13 protein-coding genes are annotated in these 13,254 nt (G+C 42.4%); all 13 read left to right on the plus strand.

All coding sequences use genetic code 11. From position 1 onward, the window contains the following. Window positions 1-21 precede the first annotated feature (21 nt). The 13 genes from B0I26_RS01300 (at window position 22) to rsgA (ending at window position 13,253) form a co-directional block, all read left to right on the plus strand. Window positions 22-897: a YicC/YloC family endoribonuclease gene (locus tag B0I26_RS01300; protein WP_111643666.1), complete on the plus strand. Its 876-nt coding sequence runs from the start codon at window positions 22-24 to the stop codon at window positions 895-897. 59 nt (window positions 898-956) lie between these two features. Further along, the gene (gene remA, locus B0I26_RS01305; protein WP_111643667.1) at window positions 957-1,220 is read left to right on the plus strand and encodes an extracellular matrix/biofilm regulator RemA; all 264 of its coding nucleotides are present in this window, start codon (window positions 957-959) and stop codon (window positions 1,218-1,220) included. Window positions 1,221-1,234: 14 nt separating this feature from the next. Further along, a complete protein-coding gene (gene gmk, locus B0I26_RS01310) occupies window positions 1,235-1,849 on the plus strand; it encodes a guanylate kinase (RefSeq protein WP_111643668.1) in 615 nt (204 codons plus the stop codon). Window positions 1,850-1,851: 2 nt separating this feature from the next. Continuing rightward, window positions 1,852-2,049 (plus strand): DNA-directed RNA polymerase subunit omega, encoded by a 198-nt coding sequence (rpoZ, locus tag B0I26_RS01315; protein ID WP_111643669.1) that lies wholly within the window; start codon window positions 1,852-1,854, stop codon window positions 2,047-2,049. 78 nt (window positions 2,050-2,127) lie between these two features. Then, window positions 2,128-3,339, plus strand: a complete 1,212-nt coding sequence (gene coaBC / locus B0I26_RS01320; protein WP_111643670.1) for a bifunctional phosphopantothenoylcysteine decarboxylase/phosphopantothenate--cysteine ligase CoaBC — start codon at window positions 2,128-2,130, stop codon at window positions 3,337-3,339. After that, complete coding sequence (gene priA, locus B0I26_RS01325; protein WP_111643671.1) at window positions 3,336-5,750, plus strand: primosomal protein N'; 2,415 nt, start codon at window positions 3,336-3,338, stop codon at window positions 5,748-5,750. Before coaBC ends, priA begins: the two co-directional genes overlap by 4 nt. Window positions 5,751-5,766: 16 nt before the next feature. Further along, entirely contained in the window at window positions 5,767-6,240 is a 474-nt protein-coding gene (gene def / locus B0I26_RS01330) for a peptide deformylase (protein WP_111643672.1), read from the plus strand. Window positions 6,241-6,252: 12 nt separating this feature from the next. Continuing rightward, on the plus strand, window positions 6,253-7,209 hold the full coding sequence (gene fmt, locus B0I26_RS01335) for a methionyl-tRNA formyltransferase (RefSeq protein ID WP_111643673.1): 957 nt from the start codon (window positions 6,253-6,255) through the stop codon (window positions 7,207-7,209). Beyond that, on the plus strand, window positions 7,199-8,542 hold the full coding sequence (gene rsmB / locus B0I26_RS01340) for a 16S rRNA (cytosine(967)-C(5))-methyltransferase RsmB (protein WP_111643674.1): 1,344 nt from the start codon (window positions 7,199-7,201) through the stop codon (window positions 8,540-8,542). The genes fmt and rsmB overlap by 11 nt, the downstream gene beginning before the upstream one ends. 5 nt (window positions 8,543-8,547) lie before the next feature. Next, the gene (gene rlmN, locus B0I26_RS01345; protein ID WP_111643675.1) at window positions 8,548-9,642 is read left to right on the plus strand and encodes a 23S rRNA (adenine(2503)-C(2))-methyltransferase RlmN; all 1,095 of its coding nucleotides are present in this window, start codon (window positions 8,548-8,550) and stop codon (window positions 9,640-9,642) included. Window positions 9,643-9,646: 4 nt separating this feature from the next. Then, a complete protein-coding gene (locus tag B0I26_RS01350; RefSeq protein WP_111643676.1) occupies window positions 9,647-10,396 on the plus strand; it encodes a Stp1/IreP family PP2C-type Ser/Thr phosphatase in 750 nt (249 codons plus the stop codon). Between the two features lie 6 nt (window positions 10,397-10,402). Next, entirely contained in the window at window positions 10,403-12,352 is a 1,950-nt protein-coding gene (pknB, locus tag B0I26_RS01355; RefSeq protein ID WP_111643677.1) for a Stk1 family PASTA domain-containing Ser/Thr kinase, read from the plus strand. Between the two features lie 19 nt (window positions 12,353-12,371). Further along, on the plus strand, window positions 12,372-13,253 hold the full coding sequence (gene rsgA, locus B0I26_RS01360; RefSeq protein WP_111643678.1) for a ribosome small subunit-dependent GTPase A: 882 nt from the start codon (window positions 12,372-12,374) through the stop codon (window positions 13,251-13,253). Window position 13,254: the final 1 nt, after the last annotated feature.

Raw genomic sequence — 13,254 nt, forward strand, 5'->3', positions numbered from 1 at the left:
TTAGATGATGGATGTGATGAAATGGTTTATAGTATGACTGGTTTTGGCAGAGGAAAAAAAGCAAATGACTGTTTGACGATAACGGTTGAGATGAAATCAGTGAACCATCGGTTTTGTGAAGTGACTGTGCGCATGCCTAGACAGTTATTAATGTTTGAAGATAAAATAAAAAAAGTTGTTTTGCAATATGTCAAACGTGGAAGAGTAGAAGTTTTTGTCAATGTTGAAGGAGAAGGATTAACGAAGAAAAAACTTCAGGTCGATTGGCAGCTGTTAAGCGATTATTATCAAAGTCTGCAAGAGGCAAATGAGCGCTTTTCCCTGCAAGATCGCGTCACATTATCCCAGCTGTTCAGCTTGGAAGGAGTGACGGAAATTGTCGAAGAAGAGGCAGGAAATGAGGAAATTGAGCAACTTCTTATTGATGCAACGCATGAAGCTGCATTACAATTAAAAAGTATGCGTGAAGCGGAAGGGCGTGCGCTCATTAATGATATAAGGGAGCAGTTGTCGTTCATAACCGAGTGTGCATTTAAAATACAAATGTTTGCTCCGGAAGTGAGTGAACAATATCGTGAGCGGATGGTAAAGCGAGTCGGAGAATTTTTACAAGGAATGATTGATGAAACTCGTATTTTAACAGAGGTTGCCATTTTTTCCGAGAAAACAGATATTAATGAAGAATTAAAACGTATTCATAGCCACGTTGAACAGTTTACGGCGGCAATGGGCAGTGGTGCGCCGATTGGCCGCAAACTTGACTTTCTTGTTCAAGAGCTGAATCGGGAAATCAACACGATCGGCTCAAAAGCAAATGATAGCCGAATTGCTTTGCAAGTCGTTGAAATGAAAAGCGCTCTTGAAAAAATTAAGGAGCAAGTCCAAAATATAGAATAACTGTTTACAAATCGAATGTGATGGGAACAATGATTTTTATGTGAGTAGGAGGAGCTTTCATGGGGATTAAATTAGTGAATATCGGCTATGGAAATATGGTGTCCGCCGCCCGCATTATTTCGATTGTCAGTCCTGATTCGGCTCCCATTAAACGGCTTATTCAAGAGGCGAGAGAAAATGGCAAACTTGTTGATGCAACCCATGGAAGAAGGACTCGTGCGGTTATTATAATGGATAGCGATCATGTTGTTTTATCGTCTGTGCAGCCGGAAACTGTTGCACATCGTTTCTTTGACCGAGATGACTTATCAGAGGAAGGGTAGGTTTACATATTTCTATGAGCGAAAGAGGATTATTAATCGTATTGTCTGGCCCATCGGGAGTAGGAAAAGGCACGGTGCGCAAAGCGCTGTTTTCACAGCCGGATATTAATCTTCACTATTCTATTTCCGTAACAACGCGAAAACCGCGTGAAGGTGAAGTAGACGGTGTCGACTACTTCTTTAAAACGAGAGAAGAATTTGAACAAATGATTCGTGAGAATAAACTGCTCGAGTGGGCAGAGTATGTCGGAAATTATTACGGTACGCCAATTGATTACGTGGAAAAGACACTTCAAGAAGGGAAAGATGTCTTTCTTGAAATCGAGGTAAAAGGTGCTTTGCAAGTTCGTAAGGCGTTTCCGGAAGGTTTATTTATCTTCCTTGCTCCGCCTAGTTTAAGTGAATTGAAAAACCGAATCGTTACAAGAGGCACGGAGTCTGAGGAGCTAATTAATGATCGAATGAAAGCAGCAAAAGAAGAGCTGGAAATGATGGATGCGTATGATTATGTTGTTGAAAATGATAAAGTAGAGCTTGCCTGCGAACGCATTAAAGCGATTGTTATGGCAGAACATTGCAAGCGTGAACGCGTCGCCAATCGCTATAAAAAAATGTTGGAGGTTGAGTAAGTATGTTGTATCCTTCCATTGATTCATTAATGGAAAAGTTTAATTCAAAATATACGCTTGTGACGGTTGCGGCGAAACGAGCGCGTCAATTGCAAGTAAAAGATGACTGCACAATCGAAAAGCCTGTATCAAAAAAATTTGTTGGCAAAGCTTTAGAGGAAATTGATGCAGGACATATTGAAATAGTAAAAGAGGACTAAGACAATCCAGCGAAAATAACAACCTAGTTTTAGGTTGTTATTTTTTTACAAGGATAATAACAGGGGGAGCAGTACGAAATGGTAAATGGAAAAAATATTTTACTATGTGTGACAGGTGGGATTGCTGTATATAAAGCAGCAGCCTTAACGAGTCAATTAACGCAGCGGGGGGCGAATGTAAAAGTCATGATGAGCGAGGCAGCGTGCAAATTTGTCACTCCGCTCACTTTTCAGGCATTATCAAGAAATGAAGTATATATTGATACGTTTGATGAAAAAAATCCGGCTGTGATTGCGCATATTGACTTAGCCGATTGGGCTGATTTAGTTCTTGTTGCTCCAGCCACGGCAAATACGATCGGCAAGCTGGCTAACGGAATTGCGGACAATATGATTACGACGACGCTACTCGCGACAAAAGCGCCCGTTTGGATTGCTCCGGCGATGAATGTCAATATGTATGACCATCCGGCTGTCCAAGCGAATATCGACAAGCTTGTTCGCTTTGGCTACCAATTTATTGAACCGTCAGAAGGGTATTTAGCGTGCGGCTATGTTGGCAAAGGAAGGCTGGAAGAACCGGAAAAAATCGTTTCCCTTCTTGAAAATCATTTTTCGTTATTAGAGGTGAAGCCATTTTTAAAAGGAAAGAAAATACTTGTGACCGCAGGACCAACGCGTGAAAAGCTGGACCCTGTCCGCTTCTTTACCAATCGCTCGACAGGAAAAATGGGATATGCGATTGCCGAAGCAGCAGCAAAATTTGGTGCCGATGTCACGCTTATTTCCGGACCGACGAATTTGCCTTCTCCCGAACATGTAAAAACAATTCGTGTTGAATCGGCACAAGAAATGTATGAACAAGTGATGAAATATTACCAAGACAGCGACATTGTCATTAAATCCGCTGCTGTTGCCGATTATCGTCCGAAATATGTATTTGCGGAAAAGATGAAAAAGCAGCCGGGAGATTACGTCATTGAAATGGAGCGAACAATTGATATTTTAAAAACGCTTGGCGAGCAAAAAACGACGCAAATTTTAGTCGGCTTTGCTGCGGAAACGGAGCGCGTAGAAGAGTATGCCAAACGCAAATTAGAAAGCAAAAACTTGGATATGATTGTGGCAAATAATGTGTCTGAAGAAGGGGCAGGTTTTGCAGGAGACACAAATATTGTGACGATTTTCAAACGCGATGGCTCCTCGGTATCTCTCCCGCTTTTGCCGAAAAAGAAAGTCGCTGAAGAACTATTAAAAGAAATTCACCAGTATATCGAGGCGATTCGATGAAAGTCGCAGCAGTTATTGTTGATGTGCCGACACGGCAAACCGATCGGCCTTTCGACTACTTAATACCGGAAAAGTGGGAGAATGTTCTTCAAGTCGGCATGCGTGTCACTGTTCCGTTTGGCCCTAGACTGTTGCAAGGATTTGTCATTGAGATAAAAACTCATTCAGAGTTTAAGACGCTGAAACCAATCCAAGAGATTGTCGATGTCACACCTGTTTTAAACGAGGAATTACTAGGGCTGGGAAAATGGCTGACAGAAACGACACTATGTTTTATGATTTCCGCTTTTCAGGCGATGCTGCCGGCAGCGATGAAAGCGAAATACGAAAAAGAAATTCATCTTGTAAGCTCAGAGCATCGCGCTTATTTGCATGCAGACGTTCAGCCGTTTTTTGCTCATCGTTCTGTCATTCCGTGGAAAGAAATTGAAAATACGGATATACTGCCGCTTTTGCAAAAAGAGATTCAAAAAGGTCATTTAGAAGTCGTCTATCGCGTGAAAGAAAAAGGAACAAAGAAAACAATGAAATATGTAGCCCTTGCTCTGCCGGCCGAGGAAGCAAAAGAAATGATGAACAAGCTCCCGACACAAGCAGCAAAGCAAAAAGAAATCATTGCATGTTTACTTTCTTGCCCTGAAGGAATGTTGCTGAAAGATTTGCTGGAGTTGACAGGGGCTTCTTCATCATCGGCAAAAGCGCTTCTGAACAAAGGTGTAATTGTAGAGCAAGAGATCGAAATTTATCGCGATCCTTACGAACACCGTGAATTTGTCAAAACGGAGCCGCTTCCTCTGACGGAGGAACAGCAACGGGCAATCGAACCGATATTAGAAAGCGTGCGCACCAACAAACATGAAATATTTTTAATGTATGGTGTGACAGGCAGCGGTAAAACCGAAGTGTACATGCAGGCGATTGATGAAGTATTGAAGCAAGGAAAAGAAGCCATTGTGCTAGTGCCCGAAATTTCGCTCACTCCGCAAATGGTTGAACGGTTTAAAGGGCGGTTCGGTTCACAAGTAGCTGTTCTTCATAGCGGTTTATCCGTCGGTGAAAAATACGATGAATGGCGAAAAATTCATCGGAAAGAAGTAAAACTTGTTGTTGGTGCCCGTTCAGCTATTTTTGCCCCATTCGAAAATATCGGCATGATTATTATTGATGAAGAGCATGAAGCGAGTTATAAACAAGAAGAAAATCCGCGCTATCATGCCCGCGATGTCGCGATTTACCGCGCCCGTTTTCATCAATGTCCCGTCGTGCTTGGCAGCGCCACCCCATCGCTTGAATCATTTGCCAGGGCACAAAAAGGGGTTTATCGCTTGCTTACATTAAAAAAACGGATGAATGAAAAAGGCTTGCCATCCGTCGAAGTTGTCGACATGCGCGAAGAACTGCGAAGCGGCAATCGTTCCATGTTTTCCCGCATCTTATTTGACAAATTGAAAGACCGCTTAGAGCGGGGCGAGCAATCTGTCTTATTTTTAAACCGCCGCGGCTATTCAACGTTTGTCATGTGCCGCGACTGCGGATATGTGATCAATTGTCCGCATTGCGATATTTCCCTGACATATCATCGCGTGCAGCAGCGCTTAAAATGTCATTATTGCGGTTATGAAGAACCAATTGCTTATCGTTGTCCATCTTGTCAAAGTGAGCATATTCGTTTTTTTGGAACGGGGACGCAAAAAGTCGAAGAAGAGTTGGCAAAATTGCTGCCAGAAGCAAGAGTGATTCGCATGGATGTCGATACGACAAGCCGAAAAGGGGCACATGAGCAGCTGTTACATGAGTTTGGCGCAGGAAATGCTGACATATTGTTAGGGACGCAAATGATTGCAAAAGGATTGGATTTTCCAAAAGTGACGCTTGTCGGCGTTTTAGCGGCGGATACGATGCTTCGTCTTCCCGACTTTCGCGCTTCGGAAAAGACGTTTCAGCTGCTGACGCAAGTAAGCGGACGAGCCGGACGCCATGAATTGCCTGGGGAAGTCGTTATTCAAACATATACTCCGGAGCATTACAGTGTAGAATTGGCAGCAAAGTACGATTATGAAATGTTTTATCAAAGAGAGATGCGAATTCGCAAGCTGCACGGTTATCCGCCGTTTTATTATTTGGCTCTTATTACCGTATCCCATCCGGAATTAACAAAAGCGGTGGCGACAACAGAAAAAATCACAGCACATTTACGAAACCACTTATCTTCTGAGACAATGATTCTCGGTCCTGTCGCTTCGCCAATTGCCAGGTTGAACGATAGATATCGCTATCAATGCATGATAAAATACAAGCGGGAACCAAAGTTTACCGAGACGTTAAAAACGATTGTTGATCACTATCAGCAGGAAATCGCTCAAGGACAGCTGCAAATTACGATTGATTTAAATCCGTATATGATGATGTAAATTGGAGGAAATAACATTGGCAATATTAGAAATTGTAAAATACCCGGCAGAAGTGTTAGAAACGGTTTGTGAAAAAGTAACACAATTCGATCGCAATCTTATTAGATTATTAAATGACATGTATGATACAATGCTTGCAGCAGACGGTGTCGGGCTGGCAGCTCCGCAAGTCGGAATTGCCAAGCAAATTGCCGTTGTTGATATTGGTGATAAGCATGGAAAGATTGAACTGATTAATCCTGTCATTCTTGAAGAGCGCGGCGAACAAGTCGGTCCTGAAGGGTGCCTAAGTTTTCCGGGCCTTTTCGGTGAAGTAAAGCGTGCAGATTATGTGAAAGTACGGGCGCAAAACCGCCGCGGACGTGTATTCACGTTGGAAGCAACAGGCTTTTTAGCGCGCGCCTTACAGCATGAAATCGATCATTTAAATGGAATTTTATTTACATCAAAAGTGATTCGCTATTATAAAGACGGAGAGTTGGAAGGGTAGGTTGGTTTCGAGATGGTAAGAGTTGTTTTTATGGGGACTCCTGATTTTTCAGTTCCCGTGTTGCAGCAATTAATCAAGGATGGATATAACGTAGTTGGCGTTGTGACACAACCGGATAAACCAAAAGGGCGTAAAAAAGAATTAACCCCTCCACCTGTGAAAGTGGAGGCACAAAAGCATGGGATTCTGGTCTTGCAGCCGACAAAGATTCGCGAGAAGGAGCAATATGAACAAGTGCTCGCTCTCGAGCCGGATTTAATCGTGACAGCGGCATTTGGGCAAATATTACCGAAAGAGTTACTTGAAGCTCCCAAATATGGCTGTATTAACGTCCATGCTTCACTGCTTCCGGAGCTTCGTGGCGGTGCGCCGATTCACTATGCCATTTTACAAGGAAAAGAAAAAACAGGAATTACAATCATGTATATGGTTGAAAAACTTGATGCAGGCGATATTTTAACGCAGGTAGAAGTTCCGATTACAGAAACAGACACAGTCGGCACGCTTCATGATAAATTAAGCGAAGCCGGGGCAAAACTGTTATCAGAAACGATTCCGCTTTTACTAGAAGGAAAAATCACCCCGGTGAAACAAAATGATGAAGAGGCGACATTTGCCTACAACATTAAACGAGAACAAGAAAAGATTGACTGGACAAAATCAGGAGAGGAAATTTACAACCATATTCGCGGCTTGAATCCGTGGCCGGTTGCTTATACAACAATGGGCGGGCAAGTATGGAAAATTTGGTGGGGTGAAAAAGTTGCGGCCCGCAAAACGGCAGAGCCAGGCACAATTATCGAGCTTAGTGAAGATGGAATCGTTGTAGCGACAGGAAATGAAACAGCCATCAAAATTACGGAACTGCAGCCAGCTGGCAAAAAGCGAATGAGCGGAGCGGAATTTTTACGCGGTGCTGGCGCCAGCTTAACAATCGGTACAAAGTTAGGAGTCGACAATGAAGAGTAAAAATGTAAGAGAAGTAGCACTGGAAACGTTGTTAGCGATTGAAAAAAATCAAGCGTACAGCAACCTTCTGCTTAATAAAATGATTGAAAAGCATCAGCTATCGTCTAAAGATGTTGGATTGTTGACAGAAATCGTTTATGGGACTATCCAACGCCGTGATACGCTTGACTATTTTTTGCGTCCTTTTTTAAAGAAAGCAAACAAGCTTGAAGTTTGGGTAAAGGTATTGCTTCGGTTATCTTTATATCAAATGCTTTATCTTGACCGCGTTCCAGACCGCGCTGCGATATACGAAGCCGTTGAGATTGCGAAAAAGCGGGGGCATAAAGGAATCGCTTCAATGGTAAACGGAGTGCTCCGCGCCATTCAGCGCGAAGGAGTGCCTTCGCTTGAACAGATTGCTGATCCGGTTGAACGTTTAGCGGTGGAAACAAGCCACCCATTATGGCTTGTCAAGCGCTGGGTCAAGCAGTTTGGAATGGACGAAGCACGAAAAATGTGCGAAACGAATTTGCTGCCGCCGGAGCAAACCGCGCGTGTAAATATCACAAGAGCTACGGTTGATGAAACAATCGAACGTTTGCGTCAAGAGGGAGTTGAAGTGGCAAGCGGAGATGTTGCACCCGAGGCAATCAAAGCAGAAAAGGGCAACCTCGCTCATACGCTGGCCTACAAGGAAGGTTATTTGACAATACAAGACGAGAGTTCCATGTTGGTCGCAAAGGCACTTGGAGTGAAAGAAAACGAGCGAATATTAGATAGCTGCGCGGCTCCTGGCGGAAAATCAACACATATTGCCGAATTAATGCATAATACGGGACAAGTTGTCTCATTAGATATTCACGACCACAAAGTAAAATTAATTCAAGAACAAGCAGCACGGTTGCACCTAACGAACATCGAAACAAAAGTGTTGGACAGCCGGAAAGCCGGGGAATCCTTCGCGAAAGAATCATTTGATAAAATTTTAGTGGACGCTCCATGTACAGGTTTTGGCGTATTACGCCGCAAACCGGACATCAAATATGTCAAAACAGAAAGCGATATTCGCGAGTTAGCGAAAATTCAGCGAGAAATTTTAGATGCGGTTGCCCCGTTATTAAAAAAAGGCGGCATCCTTGTTTATAGCACTTGTACAGTCGATCAAGAGGAAAACAGTGATGTTATAAAAGATTTCTTAGAGCATCATCCAGAGTTTGTAACGGATGAGACAATGAAAGAGCGACTTCCTAAAAAGGTGCAGCCATATGTTAAAAACGGGCAGCTGCAAATATTACCACATTACTTTGGCTCAGACGGATTTTTTATTGCAGCATTACGAAAGAAGGTGTAAGTTCATTGGAAAAAACAGAAAGTACAATAAGAAAAACATCGGAAACAGCAGTTCGCAAACCATCCATTTATTCATTAAAATTGGAAGAGTTGAAAGCGTGGATCGAAGAGCAAGGTGAAAAACCGTTTCGCGCCACGCAAATTTTCGAGTGGCTTTATCAAAAGCGGGTCACTACGTTTGACGAAATGACCAATCTTCCAAAAAATTTGCGTGAGAAGCTAAAAGAAAATTTCGTCATTACTACGTTAAAAACACTTGTCCAGCAAACATCAAAAGACGGTACAATGAAGTTTTTATTTGAACTTCATGACGGATACTCCATTGAAACGGTATTAATGAGACATGATTACGGCAACTCGATTTGTGTCACGACACAAGTAGGCTGCCGCATTGGATGTACGTTTTGCGCCTCAACGCTTGGAGGATTAAAACGAAATCTCGAAGCCGGAGAAATTGTTGCCCAAGTTGTGAAAGTGCAAAAAGCGCTTGATGAGCAAGGAGAGCGCGTCAGCAGCATTGTCGTGATGGGAATCGGTGAGCCGTTTGACAACTATGATGAGTTAATTAAGTTTTTAAAAATTGTGAATCACAATAAAGGATTAAATATCGGTGCCCGTCATATTACAGTATCAACAAGCGGGATTATCCCTAAAATTTACAAATTCGCTGATGAAAATATGCAAATTAATTTTGCGATTTCTTTACATGCTCCGAATACAGAACTGCGCACAAAGCTAATGCCGATTAATAAAGCGTATAAGCTGCCGGACTTAATGGAGGCAATTCGCTATTATATCGAAAAAACGGGACGCCGCGTTACGTTTGAATACGGTTTATTTGGCGGAGTCAATGATCAAATCGAACACGCGGAAGAATTAGCTAAACTTATTAAAGGATTAAAATGCCATGTCAATCTCATTCCTGTGAACTATGTACCGGAGCGAAATTATGTGCGAACACCGCGTGACCAAATTTTTGCATTTGAACGCACGTTAAAGAAACATGGCATTAATGTCACCATTCGCCGCGAGCAAGGACACGATATTGATGCAGCATGCGGGCAGCTTCGCGCGAAGGAGCGAAAAGAAGAGACGAGGTGAAACAATGAAAGTCGCTTTTCAAACCGACATTGGGAAAATAAGACCTCACAACGAAGATTGCGGCGGAATTTTTGTTAATAAAGATGGTGATTATTTAGCGGTTGTTGCCGATGGAATGGGTGGTCATCGCGCTGGAGATGTAGCGAGTGAAATGACCATTACGTATTTAAAAAAGATGTGGGAAGAGACAACAAACATCTCTTCCCCGCAAATCGCTGAACAATGGTTAAAGGAACATGTCGCGAAAGTAAATGAATCGTTATTTGAGCATGCGCTCCATCATGATGAATGCCAAGGAATGGGGACAACGATCGTCAGTGCCATTTGCACAAAACAATTTGTAACAGTTGGCCATATTGGCGACAGCCGCTGTTATGTGCTCAACGCTTGCGGATTTCAGCAAGTAACAGAAGACCACTCGCTTGTCAATGAATTAGTAAAAACAGGACAAATTTCCAAAGAAGACGCGGAGTACCATCCGCGGAAAAATGTGTTATTGCGTGCGCTCGGAACAGAAAGACAAGTGAAAATGGATATTAAATCTCTTGTCTTAGAGGAGAACGATATATTGCTTTTATGTTCCGATGGATTATCGAATAAAGTGTCTGAGCAAGCGATGATAGAGATATTAACGTCTGAGCAGTCTATTGAAAATAAAGCGCAGGCGCTAATTGATTTAGCCAATGAACATGGCGGAGAAGACAATATCACATTGGCAATCATTGAATTTTCATCGGAACGTGAAAGTGGGTGATGGCGCGTGCTCATTGGTAAAAGATTGAACGGTCGCTATAAAATCATCGAAATGATTGGCGGCGGTGGAATGGCTAATGTATATTTGGCCAGAGACATGATTTTAGAGCGCGATGTAGCCATTAAAGTATTGCGTCTTGATTTTTCCGGAGATGAACAATTTATTAAACGATTTCGACGGGAAGCACAGGCGGCAACGAGTTTAAACCATGAGAACATTGTCAGCATTTATGATGTCGGCGAAGATGAAGGCATTTATTATATTGTGATGGAATATGTGCGGGGGATGACATTAAAGCAATATATTCAGCAGCATGCACCACTTAGCGTTCCAAAGGCATTAAACATTATGGCGCAGTTAACTTCTGCGATCTCACACGCACATCAAAACCGAATTGTCCATCGCGATATTAAACCGCAAAACATTCTCATTAATGAAAACGGAATCGTGAAAGTTACCGATTTTGGTATTGCTATTGCGTTAAGTTCGACAACGATTACGCAAACGAATTCCGTATTAGGTTCTGTTCATTATTTATCGCCTGAGCAGGCACGTGGCGGCATTGCTACCGAAAAATCAGATATTTACTCATTAGGGATTGTCATGTTTGAACTTTTAACCGGGAGATTACCGTTTTCCGGCGAATCGGCCGTTTCCATCGTGTTAAAGCATTTACAAACGGAGACCCCTTCACCAAAAGCGTGGAATCCTTCTATACCGCAAAGTGTTGAAAACATTATATTAAAAGCAACAGCTAAAGATCCGTTCCACCGCTATCAATCGGTTGAAGAAATGGAAGAAGATATTCGCACGGCATTAAATCCTGAACGGTTAAACGAGAAGAAATTTACGATTGTCGATGACGATGAAGCGACAAAAGCTGTACCAATTATTAAAAATCTCAATCATATACGAGATAACCAACAGACGATTGTGCATGATTCTTTGGAAAAAGAAAATCAGCCGGAACAAACAAAACAACCAAAAAAGAAAAAGAAATGGGCCATATGGCTTGTTTCACTCTTTATTTTTCTTATTGTCGCAGGCATAAGTGCGATTACTTGGATTCCTTCCATTATACTTCCTGATGATGTCGCCGTCCCTGATGTAGCTAACAAAGACTACGACAAAGCTGTTACGGAATTAGCTTCGTTAGGGTTCAAGATTAAAGAGACAATCTCGGTGGAGAACAACGAAGTTCCCGAAGGAAAAGTGATTCGCACGAAGCCGGAAGCAGGAAAAACGGTGAAAGAAGGAACAGAAATTACGATTTATAAGAGCGTTGGAAAAAAGAAAATAGAATTTGGCAATTTTATTGGGGAAGATATTGAAGATATAGAGCAAACACTGCGAAATCAAAATTTTCTCCTTGTCGAACGTGATGAAGTGTATAGCGACGAGCCGGTGGGAACGATTATTGCCCAATCTCCATCACCGGGAGAAAAAGTAGTGCCAGACGAAACGGAAGTAACTTTCACTGTCAGTCTAGGTCCAGAAAAAATTACATTAAAAGATTTATCCGGTTATACCGAAAAAAGTGTTCGTGATTATGCCGAGGAACAAGGGCTATATGTACTTGTAAAGTACGAGCATTCCGATAAAGTTCCCGAAGGGCTTGTTATTTCACAAACCCCTAAGGCGAATGCAAAGCTTGAAAAAGGAGCAACGGTAACCGTAATCATCTCCAAAGGGAAAGAACCGCTTCCAGAAAAAAAAGTAATGCAGGAAATTGAAATTCCGTATGAGCCGGTACATGCCGGAGAAGTTGTCGAAGCGCAGTTATACATTCAAGATGCGAAACACGATATGGCAAAACCGTATAAAACGTACAGATTGACAGAAACGGTGAAAGAAAAAGTAGAATTTATTATTCGTCCTGAAGAAACAGGCTATTATCGCGTGATTATTAATAACGAAATAAAGCGTGAAGGAGTTGTTCCATACCCAAATACATAACATATTAAGGAGTGATGCTATGGCAGAAGGAAAAATTATTAAAGCATTAAGCGGATTTTATTATGTGTTAAGTGGCGGGGAAGTATTTCAATGCCGCGGCCGCGGCGTATTTCGGAAACATAAAATTACTCCCCTTGTTGGCGATGAAGTCGTTTTCCAGGCAGAGAATAAAACAGATGGTTATATTATGGAAATCCGCGAGCGGAAAAATGAATTGATTCGTCCGCCAATTGCCAATATTGACCAGGCAATTCTCGTCTTTTCTGCAGTGCAGCCGGATTTTAGCCCTGGTTTGCTTGACAGATTTCTTGTTTTGATTGAAGCAAAAGATATTCGTCCGATTATCGTGATTAGCAAAATGGATTTAACCGATCATAAAACAAAGCCAATCGTGGAGAAATATGCGAATGACTATCGAAGCATCGGCTATGAAGTTATTGAAACTTCAGCGGTGACAAAGGACGGAGTGGCTCTGCTGCTGCCGTATTTAGAAGGCTGCACGTCTGTATTTGCTGGTCAATCAGGAGTTGGCAAGTCATCGCTTCTCAATGCATTACGTCCCGACCTGCAATTAAAGACAAATGATATTTCTACACACTTAGGCCGGGGAAAGCATACAACTCGTCATGTCGAGCTGTTAGAAATTGGCGGCGGCTTAGTAGCTGACACACCGGGGTTTAGTTCGCTTGAATTTAATGAAATTGAAGCAGAACAATTGCCGCTTTGTTTTCCGGAATTTCGCGAGCGCGCTCATGAATGTAAATTCCGCGGCTGCACGCATATTGCCGAACCGAAATGCGCTGTAAAAGCAGCGCTTGAGGCTGGAGAAATACAAAGCTATCGATATGAACACTATTTAAGCTTTATGGAGGAAATTAAAGAAAGAAAGCCGAGGTATTAAA

Source organism: Paranoxybacillus vitaminiphilus (assembly GCF_003259935.1).
In the GTDB taxonomy this organism is placed as follows: domain Bacteria; phylum Bacillota; class Bacilli; order Bacillales; family Anoxybacillaceae; genus Paranoxybacillus; species Paranoxybacillus vitaminiphilus.